This window comes from Pseudoxanthomonas sp. LjRoot143 (assembly GCF_964252945.1).
In the GTDB taxonomy this organism is placed as follows: Bacteria; Pseudomonadota; Gammaproteobacteria; order Xanthomonadales; family Xanthomonadaceae; genus Pseudoxanthomonas_A.
This window is the reverse complement of the sequence record NZ_CAXUPM020000001.1, coordinates 214942-236552: the sequence shown is the minus strand read 5'-3', so window position 1 is coordinate 236552 and position 21611 is coordinate 214942. Positions and strand designations below refer to the sequence as shown.

Annotated in this window: 26 protein-coding genes and 1 tRNA gene; 8 read left to right on the top strand and 19 right to left on the bottom strand. The window is 68.6% G+C overall.

Features of this window, described 5'->3' with window-relative positions; translation table 11 throughout:
• Positions 1 to 2: 2 nt before the first annotated feature.
• Genes ACSQ1W_RS01050 through ACSQ1W_RS01030 form a run of 5 tightly spaced genes read left to right on the top strand, consistent with a single transcriptional unit; the run spans position 3 to position 3553 of the window.
• Entirely contained in the window at positions 3 to 1034 is a 1032-nt protein-coding gene (locus ACSQ1W_RS01050; RefSeq protein WP_436046038.1) for an alpha-ketoacid dehydrogenase subunit beta, read from the top strand.
• Positions 1034 to 1402 carry an SH3 domain-containing protein gene (locus tag ACSQ1W_RS01045; protein WP_436041326.1) on the top strand — a complete coding sequence of 123 codons (369 nt, stop codon included), beginning with the start codon at positions 1034 to 1036 and terminating at the stop codon, positions 1400 to 1402. The genes ACSQ1W_RS01050 and ACSQ1W_RS01045 overlap by 1 nt, the downstream gene beginning before the upstream one ends.
• The gene (locus ACSQ1W_RS01040) at positions 1399 to 2751 is read left to right on the top strand and encodes a dihydrolipoamide acetyltransferase family protein (RefSeq protein WP_436041325.1); all 1353 of its coding nucleotides are present in this window, start codon (positions 1399 to 1401) and stop codon (positions 2749 to 2751) included. The genes ACSQ1W_RS01045 and ACSQ1W_RS01040 overlap by 4 nt, the downstream gene beginning before the upstream one ends.
• Complete coding sequence (locus ACSQ1W_RS01035; RefSeq protein WP_436041324.1) at positions 2748 to 3119, top strand: bleomycin resistance protein; 372 nt, start codon at positions 2748 to 2750, stop codon at positions 3117 to 3119. The genes ACSQ1W_RS01040 and ACSQ1W_RS01035 overlap by 4 nt, the downstream gene beginning before the upstream one ends.
• 47 nt (positions 3120 to 3166) lie before the next feature.
• Positions 3167 to 3553 (top strand): VOC family protein, encoded by a 387-nt coding sequence (locus ACSQ1W_RS01030; RefSeq protein ID WP_436041323.1) that lies wholly within the window; start codon positions 3167 to 3169, stop codon positions 3551 to 3553.
• A 4-nt stretch (positions 3554 to 3557) separates the two neighbouring features.
• Here the strand turns inward: ACSQ1W_RS01030 and ACSQ1W_RS01025 are convergent, their stop codons facing one another.
• The 5 genes from ACSQ1W_RS01025 to ACSQ1W_RS01005 form a co-directional block, all read right to left on the bottom strand.
• A complete protein-coding gene (locus tag ACSQ1W_RS01025; RefSeq protein WP_436041322.1) occupies positions 3558 to 3992 on the bottom strand; it encodes a BLUF domain-containing protein in 435 nt (144 codons plus the stop codon).
• A gap of 73 nt (positions 3993 to 4065) precedes the next feature.
• Positions 4066 to 5712, bottom strand: coding sequence for a M28 family metallopeptidase (locus ACSQ1W_RS01020; protein WP_436041321.1), 1647 nt, complete (start codon positions 5710 to 5712; stop codon positions 4066 to 4068).
• Between the two features lie 140 nt (positions 5713 to 5852).
• Positions 5853 to 6782 carry an MBL fold metallo-hydrolase gene (locus ACSQ1W_RS01015; RefSeq protein ID WP_436041320.1) on the bottom strand — a complete coding sequence of 310 codons (930 nt, stop codon included), beginning with the start codon at positions 6780 to 6782 and terminating at the stop codon, positions 5853 to 5855.
• A gap of 95 nt (positions 6783 to 6877) precedes the next feature.
• Complete coding sequence (locus ACSQ1W_RS01010; protein ID WP_334179276.1) at positions 6878 to 7177, bottom strand: hypothetical protein; 300 nt, start codon at positions 7175 to 7177, stop codon at positions 6878 to 6880.
• A gap of 2 nt (positions 7178 to 7179) precedes the next feature.
• On the bottom strand, positions 7180 to 8475 hold the full coding sequence (locus ACSQ1W_RS01005; protein WP_436041319.1) for a tryptophan--tRNA ligase: 1296 nt from the start codon (positions 8473 to 8475) through the stop codon (positions 7180 to 7182).
• 192 nt (positions 8476 to 8667) lie between these two features.
• Between ACSQ1W_RS01005 and ACSQ1W_RS01000 the strand changes: the two genes are divergently transcribed.
• Positions 8668 to 9468, top strand: a complete 801-nt coding sequence (locus ACSQ1W_RS01000; RefSeq protein ID WP_436041318.1) for a hypothetical protein — start codon at positions 8668 to 8670, stop codon at positions 9466 to 9468.
• A gap of 73 nt (positions 9469 to 9541) precedes the next feature.
• Here ACSQ1W_RS01000 and ACSQ1W_RS00995 read toward each other — a convergent pair whose 3' ends face one another.
• The 10 genes from ACSQ1W_RS00995 to ACSQ1W_RS00950 form a co-directional block, all read right to left on the bottom strand.
• The gene (locus tag ACSQ1W_RS00995; protein WP_062358006.1) at positions 9542 to 9763 is read right to left on the bottom strand and encodes a CsbD family protein; all 222 of its coding nucleotides are present in this window, start codon (positions 9761 to 9763) and stop codon (positions 9542 to 9544) included.
• A 225-nt stretch (positions 9764 to 9988) separates the two neighbouring features.
• Entirely contained in the window at positions 9989 to 10123 is a 135-nt protein-coding gene (locus tag ACSQ1W_RS00990) for an entericidin A/B family lipoprotein (protein ID WP_192270678.1), read from the bottom strand.
• Positions 10124 to 10314: 191 nt separating this feature from the next.
• On the bottom strand, positions 10315 to 10467 hold the full coding sequence (locus ACSQ1W_RS00985; protein ID WP_436041317.1) for an entericidin A/B family lipoprotein: 153 nt from the start codon (positions 10465 to 10467) through the stop codon (positions 10315 to 10317).
• Positions 10468 to 10616: 149 nt separating this feature from the next.
• Positions 10617 to 11540 carry an arginase gene (gene rocF, locus ACSQ1W_RS00980; RefSeq protein WP_436041316.1) on the bottom strand — a complete coding sequence of 308 codons (924 nt, stop codon included), beginning with the start codon at positions 11538 to 11540 and terminating at the stop codon, positions 10617 to 10619.
• Between the two features lie 96 nt (positions 11541 to 11636).
• Positions 11637 to 11712: transfer RNA gene (locus tag ACSQ1W_RS00975), tRNA-Thr, on the bottom strand.
• Between the two features lie 13 nt (positions 11713 to 11725).
• Positions 11726 to 12394, bottom strand: a complete 669-nt coding sequence (locus tag ACSQ1W_RS00970) for an SPOR domain-containing protein (RefSeq protein WP_436041315.1) — start codon at positions 12392 to 12394, stop codon at positions 11726 to 11728.
• 19 nt (positions 12395 to 12413) lie between these two features.
• Positions 12414 to 13163 (bottom strand): type III pantothenate kinase, encoded by a 750-nt coding sequence (locus ACSQ1W_RS00965; RefSeq protein ID WP_436041314.1) that lies wholly within the window; start codon positions 13161 to 13163, stop codon positions 12414 to 12416.
• Positions 13160 to 14128 carry a bifunctional biotin--[acetyl-CoA-carboxylase] ligase/biotin operon repressor BirA gene (gene birA, locus ACSQ1W_RS00960; RefSeq protein ID WP_436041313.1) on the bottom strand — a complete coding sequence of 323 codons (969 nt, stop codon included), beginning with the start codon at positions 14126 to 14128 and terminating at the stop codon, positions 13160 to 13162. The genes ACSQ1W_RS00965 and birA overlap by 4 nt, the downstream gene beginning before the upstream one ends.
• Positions 14125 to 14748 (bottom strand): glycerol-3-phosphate 1-O-acyltransferase PlsY, encoded by a 624-nt coding sequence (gene plsY, locus ACSQ1W_RS00955; RefSeq protein ID WP_436041312.1) that lies wholly within the window; start codon positions 14746 to 14748, stop codon positions 14125 to 14127. Before plsY ends, birA begins: the two co-directional genes overlap by 4 nt.
• Before the next feature lie 30 nt (positions 14749 to 14778).
• A complete protein-coding gene (locus ACSQ1W_RS00950; protein ID WP_436041311.1) occupies positions 14779 to 16593 on the bottom strand; it encodes a DegV family protein in 1815 nt (604 codons plus the stop codon).
• Between the two features lie 192 nt (positions 16594 to 16785).
• On the opposite strand from ACSQ1W_RS00950, the gene ACSQ1W_RS00945 reads away from it, so the two are divergent.
• On the top strand, positions 16786 to 17106 hold the full coding sequence (locus ACSQ1W_RS00945; RefSeq protein WP_192270694.1) for a hypothetical protein: 321 nt from the start codon (positions 16786 to 16788) through the stop codon (positions 17104 to 17106).
• A gap of 84 nt (positions 17107 to 17190) precedes the next feature.
• Complete coding sequence (locus ACSQ1W_RS00940) at positions 17191 to 17886, top strand: zinc-dependent peptidase (protein ID WP_436041310.1); 696 nt, start codon at positions 17191 to 17193, stop codon at positions 17884 to 17886.
• Between the two features lies 1 nt (position 17887).
• On the opposite strand, the gene ACSQ1W_RS00935 is transcribed toward ACSQ1W_RS00940, so the two are convergent.
• From ACSQ1W_RS00935 to ACSQ1W_RS00920, 4 genes are all read right to left on the bottom strand, one after another.
• A complete protein-coding gene (locus tag ACSQ1W_RS00935) occupies positions 17888 to 19342 on the bottom strand; it encodes an ATP-binding protein (RefSeq protein ID WP_192270696.1) in 1455 nt (484 codons plus the stop codon).
• Between the two features lie 28 nt (positions 19343 to 19370).
• Positions 19371 to 20057, bottom strand: coding sequence for a response regulator transcription factor (locus ACSQ1W_RS00930; protein WP_055937106.1), 687 nt, complete (start codon positions 20055 to 20057; stop codon positions 19371 to 19373).
• A gap of 77 nt (positions 20058 to 20134) precedes the next feature.
• The gene (locus tag ACSQ1W_RS00925) at positions 20135 to 20539 is read right to left on the bottom strand and encodes a hypothetical protein (RefSeq protein ID WP_436041309.1); all 405 of its coding nucleotides are present in this window, start codon (positions 20537 to 20539) and stop codon (positions 20135 to 20137) included.
• A gap of 147 nt (positions 20540 to 20686) precedes the next feature.
• Positions 20687 to 21610 (bottom strand): arginine deiminase-related protein, encoded by a 924-nt coding sequence (locus ACSQ1W_RS00920; RefSeq protein ID WP_436041308.1) that lies wholly within the window; start codon positions 21608 to 21610, stop codon positions 20687 to 20689.
• Position 21611 lies beyond the last annotated feature (1 nt).

Sequence of the window (21611 nt, the reverse complement as noted above, 5' to 3'; positions counted from 1 at the left end):
TGATGGAGAACAAGACCGTGGCGAAGACACAGAACGCCGGGACCGTGGCCACCCCGACGGCCATCACCCTGATCGAGGCCATCACCCAGGCGCTGGCCTGGGAGATCGCGCACGACGAGTCCGTGCTGGTGCTGGGCGAGGACGTGGGCGTCAACGGCGGCGTGTTCCGCGCCACCGCCGGCCTGCAGCAGAAGTTCGGCCCCGAACGCGTGCTCGACACGCCGCTGGACGAGACCACCATCGCCGGCCTGACCATCGGCCTGGCCGCACAGGGCATGAAGCCGGTCGCCGAAGCGCAGTTCGACGGCTTCGTCTACCCGATGGTAGACCACATCATCTGTCACGCGGCCCGCCTGCGTACTCGCACACGCGGGCGCCTGCACTGCCCGATGGTGCTGCGCGTGCCGTGGGGCGGCGGCATCCGTGCGCCGGAACACCACAGCGAAGCGAATGAGGCCATTTTCACCAACGTGCCCGGCCTGCGCGTGGTGATGCCGTCCTCGCCGCAGCGCGCCTACGGTCTGCTGTTGGCCGCGATCCGCGATCCGGACCCGGTCATCTACATGGAACCCAAGCGCATCTACCGCCAGTACAAGGAAGTGGTCGCCGACGACGGCGAAGCGCTGCCGCTGGACGTGTGCTTCGTGCTGCGCGACGGCACCGACGTGACCCTGGTGACTTGGGGCGCGCAGGTGAAGGAAGCGCTGGAGGCCGCCGACAAGCTGGCCGGCGAAGGCATCAGCGCGGAAGTCATCGACGTCGCCACGCTGCGCCCGCTCGACTTCGACACCATCGCCGAATCGGTCGCCAAGACCGGCCGCTGCGTGATCGTGCACGAAGCGCCGCGCACCGCCGGCTTTGGTGCCGAGATCGCCGCGCGCCTGGCCGAGCACTCGATGTACGACCTGCTGTCCCCGGTCGAGCGCGTCACCGGCTACGACACCCACATCCCGCTGTTCCGCCTGGAAATGAAGTACCTGCCCAGCGTCGACAAGATCGTCGCGGCGGCGAAGCGGGCGATGGCGGCCGGCTGATGCACGCCCACGCCGTCCGCGACTACCGCACGCAGTACGCGAACCCGATCCGGTTCGCGCGCGGCGACGTGGTCGCGCTCGGCGCACGCGACACCGAGTGGCCGGCATTCGCCTGGACCACCACCGCCGACGGCAACGCCGGCTGGGCCCCGGTGGACTGGCTGCAACCGCAGGACGACGGCCGCGCCATCGCCCTGCGCGACTATTCCGCGCAGGAACTCGACGTGCAGGCCGGCGAGACCGTCGCCCTGCTCCACGAACTGGGCGACTGGTGGTGGTGCACGCATGCGGACGGCCGCAGCGGCTGGCTGCCGGCGCGCGACCTGCAACCGATCAACGAAACGACTTCCGAAGAGACATCCGTATGAGCGAGAGCAAGACCTTCCACCTTCCCGACCTGGGCGAAGGCCTCCCGGACGCCACCATCGTCGAGTGGTTCGTCAAGGAAGGCGACGTGATCCGGCTGGACGAGCCGCTGGTGTCGATGGAAACGGCGAAAGCCGTCGTCGAAGTACCCTCGCCCGTCTCCGGCAAGGTCGTGAAACTGGCCGGCGCCGCGGGTGATGTCGTCGTCACCGGCAGCATGCTGGCAGTGTTCGAACCCGACGCCAGCCTGCCGCAGCGCGCGGAAGGCCAGGACACCGGCCACCACCATGGCCCGCCGAAGACGGAGGCCGTGGTCGCGACGTCCGCCGCAACACCTGCCATCGAAGCAGCCGACGACGCAGACGCCGGCACCGTGGTCGGCGCGATGCAGTCCTCCAATGCGATCCACACCGAGCAGGCGGTCGCCGTCGGCGGCGTCAAGGCGATGCCGGCCGTGCGCGCGATGGCGAAGAAACTGGGTGTCGACCTGGCACGCGTTCGCGCCACCGGCGCCGACGGCGCGGTGACGATGCAGGACGTGAAGCAGGCCGCCGCGGACGGCTCCGCGCGTGGCGGCAGCAGCGCTGCGCCGCCGGCCGCGCGCAGCGTCTCCGCTCCCGCTCCCGCGCCTGCGCCGATCGCGACTGCGCAGCGCACCACGCTGTCCGCCAGCGGCAAGCCGATGCGTACGCAGCCGCCGGGCGTCTCCGTCAGCGGCCAGCCCGAACAACTGAAGGGCGTGCGCCGGAACATGGCGCGCGTGATGGCCGACGCGCATGCGAAGGTCGTGCCGACCACGCTGAGCGACGACGCGGATATCCATGCCTGGACGCCCGGCAACGACGTTACTGGCCGCCTCGTCCGCGCCATCGTCCGCGCCTGCAAGGCGGTGCCGGCGATGAACGCGTGGTTCGACGGCGACAAGCTGACCCGCACGCTGCACCCGCATGTGGACATCGGCATTGCCGTGGATACCGACGATGGTCTGTTCGTGCCGGCGCTGCGCAACGCCGACCTGCTGGAAGCCGGCGGTGTGCGCGAAAGCATCAACCGCCTGCGTGCGCAGGTGGAAGACCGCAGCATCCCGCCATCGGAACTGACCGGCTACACGATCTCGCTGTCGAACTTCGGCATGTTCGCCGGCCGCTACGCCACGCCCGTGGTGGTGCCGCCGTGCGTCGCCATCGTCGCCGCGGGCCGCGCGCGTCACCAGGTCACGCCGGTGATGGGCGGCTTCGAGTCGCACAAGATCATCCCGCTGTCGGTGACCTTCGACCACCGCGCCTGCACTGGCGGCGAGGCGGCGCGCTTCCTCAAGGCCCTGATCGACGACCTCGCCCTGCCGGCATGAGCTTCCGCCGGCTGACGCCGATGCTGCGGACGCCGGACCTGCCCGGCACGCTCGCGTTCTATCGCGACGCGCTGGGCTTCGAAGTTGCTTCGGGCGCGCCGGAACACGGCTGGCTGGCCCTGCGCCGCGACGGCGCCGGACTGATGCTGTCCGGACTGAACGACCACGAGGGCGACACCGCGCCGGGATTCACCGGCTCGCTGTACCTGGAAGTGGCCGACGTCGACGCGCTGTGGGACGCCGTACGCGACCACGCCCGCATCTGCTACGCACCGGAAACCTTCGCCTACGGCATGCGCGAGTTCGCCGTCTACGACAACAACGGCTACCTGCTGCAGTTCGGCACCCCGGTTGCGGACGACACCTGACCGCGAACAGTGGCAGGATGGCGCCGTCCTCCACCCGGGAATCCGCCATGAGCCACCGCAGCCGCCTCGCCGGTTTCATCATCGACAGCCAGGTCGATGACCTGCCCGCCGCGTCCGCGTTCTGGAGCGCCGCGCTCGGGCTGAAGGTCACCGACCCCGACGACGGGGGCCTGGGCATCTACGACAAGTTCGAGCCCGGTCCAGGCGGCCTGCACATCGAAGTGCAGAAGGTGACGCACGAAGCCCGTGTACACCTGGACATCGAAACCGACGACATCGACGCCGAAGTCGCGCGGCTGGAAGCACTCGGCGCGAAGCGCGTGCAGCATGTGCGCAACCGCTGGTGGGTGATGGAAGCCCCGACGGGACACCGCTTCTGCGTGGTGCCGATGAACGAAGACAGCAAACGGGCGAAGCCGAACCGCTGGCCCTGAGGGCTCAGCGCGCGAGTACCGCGTCCTCTTTCCAGAACGCCAGCAGGCGTGCCAGCCCCACCGACGACGCGATGTCGTCTTCCAGCCAGGGCGCGTCGCGCTGCCATTGCGCCTGGCTCAGTTGCTGCACCACGCTCTGGGGCGCTTCCGAGAAGCCCATGTGCCAGCGCTGGAAGCGCCGGGCGTCCGCCCTGCCCTGCTCCAGGATCTCCAGCCGATGGTGCTGGCTGGCGCGGGTGATCCGCGCATAGATCTGCTCGACATCCGCGCGCGTGCCTTCAAGGTACTGCACGAACTGCTGGTTGCCGTAGACCAGCGCGCCGGTGACGTTCGCGAGTTCGTTGTTGACGCGCGCATCCAGCAACAGGACATCGAGGTCCGACGCGTCCATCGGGCGCGTCGCGTGGCTCTGGTAGACCAGTGCATGAAGAGGCGCCACGGAATGACCGGTATTGCAGAAGGAAGCGGCAGCATAGCGCGGGCACGACCGTGAACGGCGTGCGCCAGCGCCGCTATTTGCGTTCAGTCTCGCTGCGCTCGCGCACGGCCTTGAACTCCGATCCTTCCCGCCAGCTCGGCCATGCGGCACCATCCGCGATCTCGCGGCCCAGGAAGTAGAGCAATCCCACGTCCTGCGCCTGGCCCGTCGCGTCCCATGCCTTCGTCCACGCATCGCAGGGCTGGTGGTAGCACTTGGCGAAGTACGCATCGCGCAGCGCCTTGCCGCTGTCGATGCCGCCTTCGACACGGTCCAATCCCGCACCGACGGTGATGGCGGGCACGCCGGCACGCGCGAACGCGAAATGATCGGCGCGGTAGAAGAAGCCCGCTTCCAGATTGGGATCGGGCGAGTAGCGGCGCCCGTTCGCCTCCGCCACACGCTTCAGGTCGCCCTCCAGCGACACGCGGCCGTTGCCCCATGACGCAATGTCGTGGTTGGGGCCATCCGGGCTGAGCATCTCGATATTGAGCACGGCAGCCGTCTTCTCCAGCGGCGCCAGCGGATTCGCGGCGTAGTAGGTCGCGCCCTGCAGGCCCTTCTCTTCCGCGGTCAGCGCCATGAACAGCAGCGTGCGCTGCGGGCGGGGGCCGGCGGCGAACACGCGCGCCAGTTCGATCACCGCCGCCACGCCCGTGGCGTTGTCGATGGCGCCGTGGCGGATGCCATCGCCCTGCGCATCCGGCGCGCCGATGCCGTACGCATCCCAGTGCGCGGAGTAGATGACGGTTTCGTCCGGACGCTGCGCGCCCTCGATGCGGCCGATGACGTTGTGCGAGACCACTTCATCGCGCTTGACCTTGAATGCGGCGGACAGCGTCGCGTCGCCCAGCGGGACCGGCACGAACGCCGCAGTCTGCGCGCGCCGCTTCTCTGCATCGAAATCCAGGCCCGCGCCGGCAAACAGCGACTCGGCCAGACTGCGCTGCATCCAGCCGCGTACGCGCGTGTGGTAGCGCGCGGCGTCCTCGCGCGGGATATCGAACACCGGCGACAGGCCCGACGCCCGCACCGTAGACCAGCCGTACGCGGCGGGCGCCGTCTCGTGCACGATCAGCACGCCCACCGCACCCTGGCGCGCGAGTTCCTCGTACTTGTACGTCCAGCGGCCGTAATAGGTCACCGCGCGACCATCGAAGGCACCCGGTTGCGGGGTCTCGTAGTCCGGATCGTTGATCAGCACCACCGCGACCTTGCCCTTGAGATCGACGCCCTTGTAATCGTCCCATTGCCGCTCAGGCGCATGCACGCCATACCCGACGAACACCAGCGGCGCTTTCTCCAGCGCGACCTCCGACACCGGACTGAGGCTCTGCAGGACGAGGTCCTCGCCGTTGGCCAGCGTGCGCGACCGACCCTGTGCACGCAGGGTCGCCGTCACCGGGCCGTCGACCTGCGCCCGCACCAGCGGCACGGCCTGCGTCCATCCACCTTGTTCGCCACCGGGTTGGACACCGGCCTTCTTCAAGGCGTCGACGATGTAGGCGATCGTCTTCGTCTCGCCCGGTGTCGCCGGCGCGCGGCCCTCGAACTCATCCGAAGCCAGCACTTCCACGTGCTTCGACAGGTTGTCGGCGCTGATGCCGCCGCCGGGAATGTCCGCGGCGAAAGCGGGGGCCATGCCCAACGACAACAACAGCAACGGGAGTGAGCGCTTCATGGGAGTCTCGATCTGATGCGATGGACGTCGCGAGTCTAAAGGATGGACGTGGGAGCGACGTCAGTCGCGATGAAGAGCGCAAGGTCCGTCATCGCGACTGACGTCGCTCCCACAAACGAGAATTCATAGACCTGCGGGCTTCACGGACGCCCGCGGTCCAGCCAGACGCCCAGGCCCTGCGCATTCAGTTCGATGTCCATCGCCAGAATGCGCGCGACATCCTCGTCCGCCAGCGGCACCTGCATCGCATGCGCGCGCTCCAGATACAACGCGGTCAAGCCCGCGGTCAGGCAGCGATGCCGATCGGCGCGCCCGTCGCAACTGTCGGCGATCGCCACCATCGCATCGATCTGTTCGTACAGCGCGTGTGCCAGTCGCAAGACATCGCCGACACGGCCATAGTGGGTCAGGTACATGCCCTCCGGCGCATGCGCGACCATGCGTGCGATGCTGGCCTTCAGCGCCACCGGCTCGAACTGCACGGGCGTGCTGGTCGGCAGGATGAAGGCACCCTGCGGGCCGTCCAGTTCGCGGTAGGACAGCCCGAACGTATCGCCGGTGAACCAGCAACGGCTGCGTTCGTCCCACACGCAATGGTGGTGGCGCGCGTGGCCCGGCGTGTCGATGCAGAGCAGCGGACGTTCGCCCAGCATCACGACCTCGCCATCCCCCACGACGCGCACGCGGGATTCCGGCACCGGCTGGATCGCGCCGTAGCTTCGCTGGATCTCTTCTTCGCCATAAACGGCCGTGGCGCCGGCGATCAGCTTGGTCGGATCGACCAGGTGCGGCGCCGCGCGCGGGTGTGCGATCAGTGTGGCATTGGGCAGGTGCTGCATCAGCAGGCCGGCGCCACCGGCATGGTCCAGGTGCACGTGGGTGACGATGAGGAAGTCGACGTCCTCGGGCGTCACGCCAGCCCGCTGCAACGCAGCGAGCAGGTGGGGCACGGAATGGTTGGTGCCGCAATCGATGAAAGCAGCGCGACCGTCTTCGACGACGAGATACGCCGCGTCGAAATGATCGCGCTGGAACGCGGTGTCGATGGTATGGATGCCGTGCAGGCTCATCCGCGTACCTGTGTGGGGACGGATGATCCGATTCTAGTCCCGGTATCGCGGCCTTACGACCCGCCTTTGGTGGAACGGTCCATCCGCTGACGGCATCAGCCTCGCGACAACCACCAGCCTCGCAGCGGCACCGCCAGCGTCAGCACGAACAGGAACGCGCCGTACGCCACGAGCGTGGCCAGCACCTGCTTCCAGATCGCGCCGGTGCCGACATCGGCAGCGCCCAGCGCATAGCCCCACTGCATGCCAATGAAGCTCAGCACGAACGCCACCGCCAGCACCGCCAGGTCGAAGCCCTTGCGACGCGCATTGCGCGGTTGGCGCGGGAACAGCCAGAACAGCGAGCCGAGCAGCAGGAACCACGGCAGGAACAGGATCACCGCGAGATACGGCATGCTCAGGCCTCCGCGGCGCGCAACGCCGCCAGTGCCGCCAGTGCTTCGTCGACCGGCACCTGCAGCACGATCGCCGGCGTCTGCATCGCATCGGCCTGCTCGGCCTGCTTCAGCACGCCGATCAGCTTGCCGGCGTCCTTGGGCGAGTCGAAGCCGTTGCTCTGTATCAGCACGTTGCCGTCCGCATCCGCCAGCTTGAAGTAGAACCGGCCATCGGTATCGCGGTACTGCTTGAATGCCGGCAGCGCGACCTTGGACGGCGCGACCTTCGCTTCCACCACCGGCACCTGCGACAGGTCGCGCAGGCCCACGGCATGGCGAAGCTCCGCCAGCAACGGCGTGGCGTAACGCTCGCGCAGGCGGCGCGCACCGTCGCGCAGGATCGCTTCGATGTCGCCGGGTTTCGCCATCAGCGCTTCGTACTTCTCGCGCAGCGGCGCGATCTCGGCATCGATGCGTTCGAACAATTGCTGCTTGGCGTCGCCCCAGCCGATGCCGTCGGCGAACTTCTGCGCGAACACGCGCGTTTCATCCGGGCTGGCGAACGCCTGATACAACTGGAACAGCGCCGAGCCCTCGGTGTCCTTCGGCTCGCCCGGACCGCGCGAATCGGTCAGGATCGAGAACACGAGCTTCTTCAGCTCGTCGCGCGGCGCGAACAGCGGAATGGTGTTGTGGTAGCTCTTGCTCATCTTGCGGCCGTCGAGACCGGGCAGCGTGGCCACGTTGTCGTCGATCAGCGCCTCGGGCAGGGTGAAGTACTCCTTGCCGTACACATGGTTGAAGCGCTGGCCGAAATCGCGCGCCATCTCGATGTGCTGGATCTGGTCGCGCCCCACCGGCACCTGGTGCGCGTTGAAGATCAGGATGTCCGCGGCCATCAACACCGGATACATGAAGAGGCCGGCGCTGACCCCCGCATCGGGGTCTTCGCCGTCGGCGTTGTTCTTGTCCACCGCCGCCTTGTAGGCATGCGCGCGGTTGAGGATGCCCTTGCCCGCCACGCAGGTCAGGAACCAGGTCAGCTCGGTGATCTCCGGCACGTCGCTCTGGCGGTAGAACCACACCTTGTCCGGCTCCAGGCCACAGGCAAGCCAGGTCGCCGCGATCTCCAGCGTGGAACGCTGCGTGCGCCCCGGGTCCTGCGCCTTGATGAGGCTGTGCAGGTCGGCCAGGAAATAGAAGCTTTCCGTATCCGCGGCGCGGCTGGCCGCCACGGCAGGGCGCACGGCGCCGACGTAGTTGCCCAGGTGCGGCGTGCCCGAGGTGGTGATGCCGGTAAGGACGCGGGTGGTCATGTGCAGTGCGGGGGAATGCGGGAAAGCGGCCAGTTTACCGGCTGGGGCCAGGGCATGCGGACCCAAGGCCTGCGACACGGCGTCGCAGGCGCACCCTGCCCGCGGCTTAACCGGCACCGGCATCGTCCACCCGGACAACCCCGTTGCCTCCGGCCGGCCGTTCGCAGCAACGTCCCCACCAGGAGAACGGACATGCTGCACCGCATCCTCGCATCCCTCGCCACGCTGGCCCTGCTTGCCTGCGCACCCGCCCATGCCGGTCCGCTGGTCGACGTCAGCGTGGTCGACCGCGACACCGGCGAATGGCTGGCACAGCATCCGCACCGGGGCGATCTCTGGGTCGCCGGCACGCCCGGCAACCGCTACAGCGTCCGGCTGACCAACACGACGGGCGAGCGCGTGCTGGTGGTGCTGTCCGTGGACGGGATCAACGCCATCACCGGCCAGACCGCCAACCCCTCGCAGGCCGGCTACGTGCTGGAGCCGTGGCAGACCACGGAGGTCACCGGCTGGCGCAAGTCGATGAATGACGTGGCGCAGTTCGTATTCACCGACCTCGGCGACAGCTACGCCGCACGGACGGGACGGCCGCGCAACGTCGGCGTGATCGGCGTTGCCGCGTTCCGAGAGGCCCGTGCCTACCGCTATCCGCAGTACACGCCACCGCCGATCGCGCGCGGATCGATGGAGAAGCGGGCAGAAGCCGAAGCCGCCGCGCCAGCGGGCTCCTCCCGTGGCATCGCCGCCAACGACGCAGCCAGGCAGCAGAGCATCGGTACCGGTCACGGCGGTCGCGAGTGGTCACCGACGTCGCGAACGGGGTTCGACCGCGCGACCCGCCAGCCGGAGCAGGTGAGCGAAGTGCGCTACGACGAGTACCGCCGACTGGTCGCGCTGGGCGTGGTTCCCCGTCGTCATGGACCGACGTGGCGCGATGAAAGCCCGCGCGCATTCCCCGGCGGATTTGTCGCCGACCCGCCGCGCTACCGCTGATCCTGGCGCACGAAAGAAGACGGGCCGCATTGCGCGGCCCGTCTTGTACTGTCCGTCAGCATGATTGCGCGCGTCAGTGCTTGAACGTGCTGTCCGAACGCAGCGTGCGCTGGAAATCCTCGACTTCGGTGTTGGCACGGTCACGGTCGTACCCGTAACGCTCCTGCAGCTTGCCGGTCAGGTACTCGGCATTGCCTTCCGCGACCTTGAAGTCGTCATCGGTCAGGTCGCCCCACTTCGCCTGGATCTTGCCTTTCAGCTGCTTCCAGTTACCGGCGATGATGTCCTGATTCATGGTGTTGCCTCACTTGATTGAGCGGCAGGGGGCGCCGCGCGGACAGCATCGCAACGCCTCCGTTGCGCGACGATCAACCCGACGTCAACACGCCATTAGGAATCGCTGAACCGTTCACCGGCATGAGCCCGCATTCTCAACCGTGAATACGCGCGGGTCGCTTCCAGGCCGCCGGAAACGAAGAAGGCCGCCCGGAGGCGGCCTTCTTCTTGCGACGGAATCGCGTCACTTGCCGGACGCGTCCTCGACCTTCTCGCCGACCTTCTGCACATCCTTGCCCACGCCTTTCACGGTGTTGCAGCCGGACAGCACGGCAATCGACAACAGGGCCAGTACGATCAGTGCGGAAAAACGCTTCATGGCAGAACTCCTCGACATAGGTGGAAAGGGTGCGATGCGGGCGGCGTGCCCTGTCGTCGCGTGCGGCGAGTCTGATTCAACCACACTGGCTGGCGCCTGACCAACGGGCCGGCCGGAACGACGGGGGCCGGGTCGCCCCAGCCCCGTCATCGCCCCGCGACCCCGCTTTCAGGCGCGCGGGACCGGTGCGATCAGCAGCGGCCGTCCTTGCAGTCCTGGGCCTTGTCTTCGACCTTTTCGCCCACCTTCTGGACGTCCTTGCCGGCGCCGGCCACGGTGTTGCAACCGGACAGGACCGCCATCGAGAACATCGCCATCAGCAACAGGGCCATTGCACGCTTCATGAGTCGCCTCCTTGGATTGGACAGGGAGCCACCGCAGGTGCGTCCGACGCCGCGGTGGCGTGTGCAGCCACCTTCAGCGGCGTAGCGTATAGGCCACGTGAAGCCGCCTATGGCCTGTTCAGTCGCAGTTTTCCCAATCGCGGCCGGCGTCAGTCGCGCATCAGCGTGGACTTGCCGAACAGGCTTTCCACCAGATCCACGGTCAACTTGGCGGTGCGGTTGCGACGGTCCAGCACCGGGTTCAACTCGACGATATCCAAAGACCCCATCAGTCGCGTATCGGCGATCATCTCCATGACCAGCTGCGCCTCGCGGTAGTTGGGACCGCCCGGTACCGTGGTGCCGACGCCCGGCGCGATGCTGGGGTCGAGAAAGTCCACGTCGAAGCTGACGTGCAGGTGAGTATCGCCGTCGACGCCCTCCAGTGCGGCCTCGATCGTGCGCTTCATGCCGACCTCGTCGATGTAGCGCATGTCGTACACATCGACCCTGTGGTCCTTGATCAGCTTCTTCTCTTCCGGATCGACCGAACGGATGCCGATCTGCCGCACCATCGCGGGCGTGATCGCAGGGGAATCGCCACCAAGCTTCGTCAGCGCATCGGGACCTATCCCGCACAGGCACGCCACCGGCATGCCATGGATGTTGCCCGACGGTGTGACCTCGCTGGTGTTGAAATCGGAATGCGCGTCAAGCCAGAGCACGCGCAGCTTCTTGCCGGCCCGGCGGCAATGCTGCGCGACCGCGGTGATGGATCCCATCGCCAGGCAATGATCGCCGCCCAGCATGATCGGCAGGCGTCCACGGTCCAGTTCCGCCGCGGTGGCGTCCATCACGGCGCGGTTCCACGCCACGACCTCATCGAGGTGGCGATAGCCCGCGACGGGCCCGGTCCATGGATTGGACGGTCCCTGCACATTGCCGGTATCGATCACGTCCACACCGCGCGCCGCCAGCGCTTCGCCCAGACCCGCGATGCGGAGCGCATCCGGCCCCATCCGTGCACCGCGATGTCCAGCGCCGATGTCGGTGGGCACGCCGATCAGGGAGACCGGGGGAAAGGCTCGACTCATGGGTACGTCCTGTGGAAAACAGGCGCACAGTCTAAGTGGTCGGCAATGACGGGACTGTGGCATCGCAGCACGGTCGCGCCATCGGCCGCAGGAACATGGTGCCGCTTATCCGAATCGAACGGATGACCTACCGCTTACAAGGCGGTTGCTCTACCAGCTGAGCTAAAGCGGCGCGGGTCGCAATTCTAGCGCAGCGCGGTGCATTCGAGGGGCTGGGGGACACCGCTGGATGCGGTACGCGCCACTTCGGCCGCGTCCACACCGTCCGCCACACCCGCATCCAGCCACCACAGGCTGGGACCGGCGCGACCCACCGGTTGCAGTGCTGCCCCGAAACCCGCGGCCTGCAGTTGCGCAAGGCGACGGTCCGCGGCTTCACGGCTGCGATAGCGCCCCAGGGCAATCCCGTTCGCCTGATCGCCCTGGCGCACCACCAGGAAATCGTCGAAGCCCGCTGCACCGATACGCGCCGCGATGGCCTGCGCATCTTCCAGCGTCGCGGACGGCGGGATCACCACCTGATAGCCACTGGCGCTCGTGCCAGGGATTTCACGAAGACGCGTGCGCAACAGTCGCCCCGCGGTCGCCGCCTGCGCTTGAGTGGCCGCCGCCTGGCTCGTGTAAGGCCCCAGGCTGAAACAGGCCGCGATGGAAGCTTCGGCGGCGGGCAAGGTCGCGGCCGATGCCGTCGGCGCACTCGCCGGCGAAGCGGGCTCGTCCACCAATTGCAGGCGGGCCACGCCCGACGGCAGAGCGAGTGGCGGCGCAGGCGGCGCCACGGGGCGTGTCAGCCACCAGGCGGCGGCGCCCAGATTCAGGACGACCAGCAGGACGATCAGGGCGCGGATCAGCATGCCGTGATTCTAGCCGCGCTCACGCATCGCCATCGAGGCGCGCCCAGACAGCCAATCCCTCCAGCACGAGGGATGGCGCCAGCACTGCGCCCTGCAACCAGGGCATCAAGCCGGCGGCGCCACCGCCATGCAACAGCAATGCCGGCCGTTCGCCCAGCCTGTCCTCCGCCTGCAGCAGGCTGCGCTCGATGAGACCCAGCGCGGCGCCGTCGCAGCCGGACGCCAGCGCGTCGAGCGTGTCGGTAGCGAACTCGACGTAGTGGCCTCCCGTCACCGGCAGTTGTCCGGCCGCGGCGTGGAGAGCCTCGCGCATCAGGTGGGGCGAAGGCGCGATGCGACCGCCTCGGTGAAGACCCTGCGCATCCAGCAGGTCGACGGTCAGTGCCGTGCCCACGCCTGCCACCAGCCAGCTCCGGGCCGCGCGGCGACGCGCGGCCAGCAGCGCGAGGAACCGATCCACGCCCAGCCGCGCGGGCTCGTCGTACGCGATGCGCACGCCGGCCAGCACAGGCTGCGTGCGCGGGAGGGAAATGACGCCGAATCGTAGGGTCAGCCAGTCGATGACGGCCGCCGTGCGCGCCGGCGATGCCACGCTGGCGACGACGGCCATCGAGGCTTCCTTCGCCATGGTCGGCGGCAGCATCGCGTCGAGCGATGCGACGAAGCCTTCGTCGTACGCGATGGCCTGCACATGGCCGAGCGTGCCATCGGCATGCAGCGCCGCGCACTTCACCCTCGAGTTCCCCAGGTCGAACACCCACTGCGTCATGTCGCCCTCACGCTGACCTCGCCTGCATGCACCAGCCGCACAGCCTGCCCCATGTTCACCCTCAGCGCGCCGTCATCGCCGATACCATCGGCCACGCCCTGCTCGTCGCCCTGAGGACCATGCACGGTGACGGCGCGCCCCGCCAGCACATCCAGTGCGGCGTAACGCGCGAGGAAGGGCGGAAGGCCGTCGTGATCGAACTGCTCCAGCGCCGGCAGCAGGGCATCCAGCAACTGCGCCGCCAGCGTGTTGCGCGACGGCGCACCATCGGCCAGCCGGGCGAGATCCGTCCACGCCTGATCAATGCTGGTGGCCATGGGTGCCGGCATGCGTACGTTCACGCCGATGCCGATCACCGCGCGTACCGGACCCCCGTGTTCGCCACCGCCTTCGACCAGGATGCCGCCAAGCTTGCGGCCGTGCGCGAGCAGGTCGTTCGGCCACTTCACGCCCACGGCATCGTAGCCGGCCTGTTTCAACGCCTCGGCGACCGCCACGCCGACCACCAGGCTGAGGCCGCCCAAGCGCGCGAGGCCACCGGAGAATTGCCGCGACAGCGACAGATAGAGATTCGATGCGATCGGCGACGCCCACTGTCGCCCGCGACGGCCGCGGCCGCCCGTCTGCTGCTCGGCGAGCAAGGCGTCGAGACCGCGCTCGGGTGCCTTGCGCCGGAGCAACTCGCTGTTGGTCGAGTCCAGCGACCACGCCACCTCGAGTGACGACAGGGCACCGACGGTCGCGGCCTGCAGTTGCGCACGGATGCGGTCGGCGTCCAGCAATTCGACCGGTTCGGCGAGCGCATAGCCACGCCCGGCCTGCGCATCGATGCGTACACCGCCTTCGCGCAGCGCCTCGATGCGCTTCCACATCGCGGCACGCGTCAGGCCGGCATCGCGCGCCAGTGCATCACCGGACACCGGGCCTTCGATCAGGCGCTGCAGCAGTTCGCGCTCGCCGGTCATGCGCGTCGTCGCCAGATGCGCGCACGCTCGAAGCGCGACTCGGTGCCTTCGCGCAGGCGGCGGACATTCACCCGATGGGTGAACAGCACCAGCAACGCCGCGGTCACCGCGAACACCTGGGCGGCACGATCGACCGGCATCCACCACGCCAGCGGCACCAGGCAGGCGGTGGCGATGATCGATGCCAGGCCGACGTAACCCGTCGTCACCAGCACGCCCAACCACGCCGCGAACAACGGCAGCAGCACCATCGGCCACAGCACCGCCATGCCACCCAGCAGCGTGCCGACGCCCTTGCCGCCGCGGAACCCATGCCAGACCGGCCAGACATGGCCCATCGCCGCGACGAACACCGCCAGGAATCCCAGTGCGCGCGGCGACAGTGGTCCTTCGCCCGGCGCGAACCGCAGTGCCAGCCACGCCGCCAGCGCTCCCTTGCCGATATCGATCAGCACCACGCCCAGTGCGAACTTCGCGCCCTGCGTGCGGAAGGCATTCGTGCCGCCGGCATTGCCGCTGCCCTGCGTGCGGATGTCCACGCCACGCAGGCGGCCGAGCATCAGGCTGCCCGACACAGAGCCGATCAGGTAGGCGAACAGCAACAGGCAGGCGGTCAGCATGACGCCATTATGGGCCACGCCCTCACCGGCTCAGGCATCGGGCGCCGGCTGCACCGCCACGATCAAGGCGCCCTGCCCGGCGTGCGCGCCGATGGCGGCCCCGGTTTCTACCAGTCGGTCCTCGCTGATCGACAACCGGGTGCGCAACGCCGCGAGCAGACGCTCGCCTTCGGCACGCGCATCGCAGTGCCCGACGATCAGGCGCCAGCGCTGCCCCGCATCCAACTGGCGCACGACCCGCTGCGCGAACGCCTCGGGCGCGCGCGCGCGCGTCAGCAGCAAGCCGGCGACGACCATGCGGCCATCGACGCTCATCTTCGCCATCGGCGTCAGCGCGCTGAGCCGGGCGATCGGCGCCGCCCAGCGCGGGATGCGTCCGCCGCGCACGGCATGGGAAATGTCCGGCGCGATGGCCCACATCCGCGTGAGCGGGCGCAGGCGCTCCAGTTCGTCGACCACCTCGGCCTCGTCCCGCCCTTCGGCCGCCAGTTCGGCGGCACGCCATACCAGCAGGGCCTGCCCGCAGGCTGCGTTGATCGTGTCGAACACGCGCACCCGCCGCCCCGGATCGCGCGCCGCCGCATGCTCGCCGGACTGCAGCGTGCCCGACAGTGCGCGCGACAGACCCACGTACAGCACGCGCGCATGGTGCGCGAGCGACAATTCGAACTGCCGGCGGAAATCGCCAGGCGGCGGCTGGCTGGTGCGCGGCAGCTGGCGCGACGACGCCATGCGCCGATAAAACTCGGCGGTCGACAGCCCGATCTTGTCCAGATAATCGCGACCGTCCAGATCCACGCGCGCCGGCACCACCCCGATCGCATGGCGCTCGGCGATGTCGTCCGGCAGGTCGGCGGCGCTGTCGGTGACCACTATCAGCGGTTGCGGCGCGGCAGCGATCGCCTGCTGCCGGATCATGTCGTCGGCCTTCATGCCTTCCACGCGTCCCTGCGCTGCACAGGCATCGAACAGCGCCTGCGGCGAGCCGGTGTGGGCGTGTACGCGCAGTCGGGACACACCGCCCGCGATGACGATGGAGTCGGCGCCAAGCGCTTCCAGGGCCGAGCGCAGCCGCTCGCGATCCAACGCCTCGCCCAGCAGCAGGCATTCGGTGCACCAGCGGCGGCCGGGATCGATCTCGTGGTCGTGCGCCAAGGGCACGCCGGCATCGTTGGCCGCCACCGGCGCACCCGTGCGCATGCGGACCGCCCGCGGACCGCCTTCGACGAACTCGGCGATGCCTTCCAGCAGATCGACGAAGCCCTGCGCGCCCGCATCCACCACACCGGCCTTCTGCAGCAGCGCCATCTGCCGCGGGGTATCGGCCAGCGCGCGACGCGCCCGCACCAGTGCCCGGGTGAATCCGCTGCGCGTATCGGGCTGCGCACTGTCCGCCGCCGCATCCAGTTCGTCGGCGAATGCGGTGATAACGCTCAGGATGGTGCCCTCGACCGGCTGGGCCAGCGCCTGCCGCGCGCTCTGCGCTCCCTGGCGCACGGCGGCGGCAAGCGAGCGGACGTCCAGTTCGGGCAGGGGGCGGACGCGTTCGGCTACCCCGTGCAGGAACTGCGCCAAGATGGCGCCCGAATTGCCGCGCGCGCCGTCGATCGCGTCGTTGCCGACCCGGCTGAGCAGGTCGCCGGCATGCTGGCTGGGCTGGCTCAGCGCGCCGTGCAGCACGCTGCCGAGGGTGGAAGCGAGGTTGTTACCGGTATCGCCATCGGCCACCGGGAACACGTTGATCCGGTTCAACCCATCCCGGGCCGCGATGACCCGGCGAGCGCCGGCAATCAGCGCCAGGCGCAGGGCGGGGGCGGTCAGCGGGCGGTCGGGAGGGCTCGGCATGGCGCGAGTCTGCCGGAAGCCGGGCCAGCCGCCTGCTGCGACGCAGCAGCCCATCGCCCGTTTTCCTCGATCCGTCGCCACGGACCGCCGTTTCGTCGCACGGAGGGGACGGATCCGTGCCGGCCGCCGCCAATCCGGCTATAGTCGGCGGCGTCATCTGGCCGCTGTAACCGACCGACAGGAGTCCCTCCGATGCTTCGCGCCAGCCTTGCCCTGCTGCTTCTCGTTGCCTCGGCGGCGGTATTCGCCCAGAACGGTCGCGGCATCGCCAACGGCACCACCGGTACCTGCCAGGACGTCGCCGACCGTGCGGTCGCCGAACGTCCGGTCGATGCCGTGCCGACCGCATCGGATGCGCGCCGCGCGCGCGCCACCGCCGTGCGCAGCAAGTACGGTGCGCCGACCTCGCTGACGCCTGCCACCTCGCGTGGCGGTGGCGATGACGACGACACTCCACTGCCGCGCAGCCGCGGCTCGAAGTGGCACAGCTTCCTGCCGGGCATGTTCCGCTGACGCGGACGGCGGCACCCGGTGATCGGACTGTTGCGCCGCCTGCGGCGCCCTTCCCCGTCGATTGACGACACTCTCTGGCACCGCGTGCGCACCGCTACCCCATGGGTATCGGCGCTGGACGACGAGCGCTCGGAGCGCCTGCGCGCACTGACGGCGCGCTTCCTGCACCAGAAGACCATCACGCCGCTGGCCGGACTGATCCTCGACGAGGCGCATCGCGCGCAGCTGGCCGCGCTGTGCTGCCTGCCCCTGCTCGAGTACGGCGAGGCCGGCCTGCGCGGCTGGTCGCAACTGATCGTCTACCCGGACGCATTCCGCGTGCAGCGCACGCACACCGACGCGGCCGGCGTGCTGCACGAGTGGGAAGACGATCTGGCCGGTGAAGCGTGGGACCAGGGACCGCTGATCCTGTCCTGGGCCGACGTGCAGGCCGACATCGCCGAACCCGACGCCGGCTTCTGCGTGGCCGTCCACGAGATGGCGCACAAGTTGGACGTGCTGGATGGCGAGCTCGATGGCACGCCGCCGTTGCCGGACGCGTGGCACGGTCGCTGGGCGCGCGACTTCCAACGCGCTTACGACGACTTCTGCATGCAGGTCGACCTGGGCCATGACACCGCCATCGACCCGTACGCCGCGGAAGCGCCCGAAGAGTTCTTTGCGGTGACCACCGAGTACCACTTCTCGGCGCCCGACGTGCTGGCCGAGGCCATGCCGGACGTGGCGGCGCATCTGGCGCGTTTCTACGGCCCCTCGCCGATGGCCGGCGCGGCGGCCTGAATCACAGGCCCGGCGGCAACCTCACCTCGAAGCGCGCGCCACCCAGTTCCTCCGATCGCCGCACCTGCAACTCGCCGCGATAGTCGCGGATCAGGTCCTGCACGATCGACAGCCCGATGCCATGCCCCTGCACGCGCTCATCGCCGCGCACACCGCGTTGCAGGACCTTCGCCACATCCTCCTCGGCGATGCCCGGTCCGTCGTCGTCGACGGCCATGAACAGGCCGGCACGCCGCTGCGGCGCTGTCGCACCCACGGTCACTGTCAACAGGACACGGGAACGCGCCCACTTGAAGGCGTTCTCCAGCAGATTGCCCATCAGTTCCTGCAGGTCGCCGGTCTCGCCGTGGAAACGCGCACGCGGATCGATCTCGAACTCGCAGATCACGCCCTTGGCGGCGTACACCTTCTCCAGCCCGCGCACGATTTCCTCGGCATGCGGCTCGATGGCCACGGCGGCGGAGAACAGCTTGTGGCCGCTGGAGGCCGCGCGTGCCAATTGGTAGGACACCAGGTTGTTCATCCGCTTGAGCTGCACGTCCAATTCTTCGCGCAAGGCCTGCGGATCGCCCCCGCCGCTGTCCAGCTGCGTCCGCAGCACGGCGATCGGTGTCTTCAAGCTGTGCGCGAGGTCGGCCAACGTGTTGCGCTGGCGCTCCAGGTTTTCGCGCTCGCTCTCGATGAAGGCGTTGATGCTGTCGGTGAGCGGCTCGAGTTCGCGCGGATGACTCTCGGTCATGCCGGACAGCTCACCGCGCTGCACGCGACTGAGCTCGAAGATCACCCGTCGCAGCGGGCGCAGGCTCCAGCGCAGCACCAGCATCTGTAGCAGCAGCAGGATCACCCCTGCGCCGCCGAGGTAGACCCACAGCGAGCCGCGGAACACGCGGATCTGCGCGCTCAGTGCCTGCGCATCCTCGAAGATGTAGATGCTGTATGGAATCTCCGCATGCTGGTGCGTCGCCGGCCAGGCATAGCCCACGCCATAGCGGTACGCCTCGCTGTCGCTGCCGTCGGCGCGACGGATCGGCAACGGCCCCTCGAACGATTCTTCCAGCGCACCCAGCATCCGCGGCACCGGGAGCTCGGGACCCAGCGTGGAGTTGGAACCCCACGGCGGCACACCCTGCAGCACCACCTGCGCGTACATCCCGCTGTCGGGCATGTCGAAGCGGGGATCTGGCGTGTTGTAGGGAGGGATCAGCGTGCCGTTGCGCCCAAACTCCACCTTGTCGGTGTAGTAGAGCGCGTAGCTCTTCAACCGCTGGCGCAGGTTGTCCTCGGCGGTGTCGACGAACGCACGGTCCAACGCATACCCAGCCAGGGCGAGGAAGGCGAGCAGCGCAAGGCTGGCGGCCAGCAGCTGGCGGGCACGCAACGAACGCGGCCGCCACCCGTCGAACCGGTCACGGCCGACGGGCGCGGATGGCGCGGCGCCGGAGGGTGGCGCGGGCATCAAATGCAGGCGATGCCGGCGCGGGGCATCAGCCTTCGCCGCTGCGCGGGATCGCGAAGCGGTAGCCGCGGCCGCGCACGGTCTCGATCGGCTTCAGCTCGCCGTCCGGGTCCAGCTTCTTGCGCAAGCGGCCGATGAAGACTTCCAGCACGTTGGAGTCGCGGTCGAAGTCCTGCTGGTAGATGTGCTCGGTCAGGTCTGCCTTCGAGACCAGTTCGCCCGCGTGCATCATTAGGTATTCGAGCACTTTGTACTCGTAGCTGGTCAGGTCGACGTTGCTGCCGTTGACGCTGACGGTCTGGGCCGCCAGATCCAGCGCGACCGGACCGCATTCCAGCGTCGGCTTGCTCCAGCCCGCCGCGCGGCGCAACAGCGCGTTGACGCGGGCCAGCAGTTCTTCCACGTGGAAGGGCTTGACCAGATAGTCGTCGGCGCCCTGCTTCAGGCCTTCGACCTTGTCCTGCCAGCTGCTGCGCGCGGTCAGGATCAGCACGGGAAACTTCTTGCCCTCGTCGCGCAGCGCCTTGATCAGCTCCATGCCCGACATCTTCGGCAGGCCGAGATCGATGATGCCCACGTCGAACGGCACTTCGCGGCCCATGTAGAGACCTTCCTCGCCGTCCTGGGCGGCGTCGACCGCAAAGCCTTCGCGCTTCAGGCGCGCTGCCAGGGTTTCACGCAGGGGGGCTTCGTCTTCGACCAGCAGGATACGCATGGACTCTCCTTAGGTATTGCGCGTGGCGCGGAACCGGCCACGGACGTGCTCATGATGAGCGTGGATTCTACGTAAGACTACGGGCGCGAGGGGTTATCGCCGCGTGCAGGCGGCGGAGCGATGTCGCGGCGCGGCCGGACCGGCGAATCGGCGTCGCGGCGCGACGGCCCCATGTCGTCCTGCGTCTGCGTGCGCACGCGGCCACGGTCGTCGATGTACTTGACGCGCGTGACATCGCGGCCGTCGTACTGCATGCGTTCGACACTCAATACCTGGTTGCCCGAATCGCTGCGCACGCGGCGCACCGAGTCGGACATGGAGTTGCGGTGACCACGGTCGTCGCTGCGCGGTGCGCCGCGCTCCCGCGACGGCGGCGCGTCCCCGCGACCACGGTCGTCCTGTGCGTGCACCGCAGCAGTACCGGTGATGGCGGCGAGCACCGCCAAGGCAAGGGCGGCTAGGGTCGGGGTACGAAAACGCATAACGGAATCGTAACGGAACTGGGGTCGCGAAACTGAACGGAACCCGAAACCGCCTCTGGAGAATGGAAGTGAAGTCTTGGACCGCGGCGGTGAATCCGTTCTGAATTTATCCACAGGGTCGTGCCCCGCATTCAGCCAGCTGAACCGTCAGAAAACCTCGGCAACACAACATCTTAGCGATCCGCCGCCGGCTTCGATCGCGTCCAGCGCCACGCTGTGCACCGCAAAGTCCGACGCCGCCAGCCCGGCCACGGTGGCGGGCCGCAGCGCTTCGTGGGCACGCCGGCTCATCCATACCTTCCCTGCCGCCAACGCGATGGCGTTGCCAGCGAAGGCCGCCTGTTCATCGGCGATCAGCGCTACGACCCCGCCGGGGTACAGCGCCTCAAGGGCCGGCAGCAGATCCGGCGTGGCGAAGCCACCCGGATACACCAGGGCCGCGCGGCCGGCCAGCACCGCCAGCAGCACATTGGTGTGGTACTCGCCGGGCGCGAGATCGAACATCAGCGTGGCGCGCAGGCCGAAGGCCTCATGCATCCGGGCCGCGCCAGCCTCGTCGCAGCGTTCCGACAGGCCGCAGAAGCCGATGCCGCGCGCACGGTCGATAACCAGTGCCCCCGTCAGCTCGCAGGGATGCGGCTGGCTGGAAAGATCGATCTCGGCGTAACCGAGGGTGTCGCGGAAGAATCCGCGGATGTCCGCCCTGCCCGCCTCGCGTTGCCGCACCTCGTGGCGCATGCGGCCGACGATCAACCTCGGTTCGCCATCGACGCGGGCTGTGGCGAACACGTTGTTCGGGAACACCGCATCCGGCGTCGCCTCGTCGCCAGGGAAGCAGACCACCGGCACGTCCTGCCCCAGTGCGCGTTGCAACGCATGGTGCTCGCGCAATGCGGCACCGGTGTCGAACGCGCCGGCCTCCGCCATGTAGCGGTTGTCCTGCGCCGATTGCTCGGCCCGCATGAAGCCATCCGGCGACACCACGAAGGCCGCGCGCGCGGTCGCCGGACCGAAGTCGGTCGCCAGCGCGCGCGCGAACGCGGTGAAGGCGGCGATATCGCGCGTGATCATG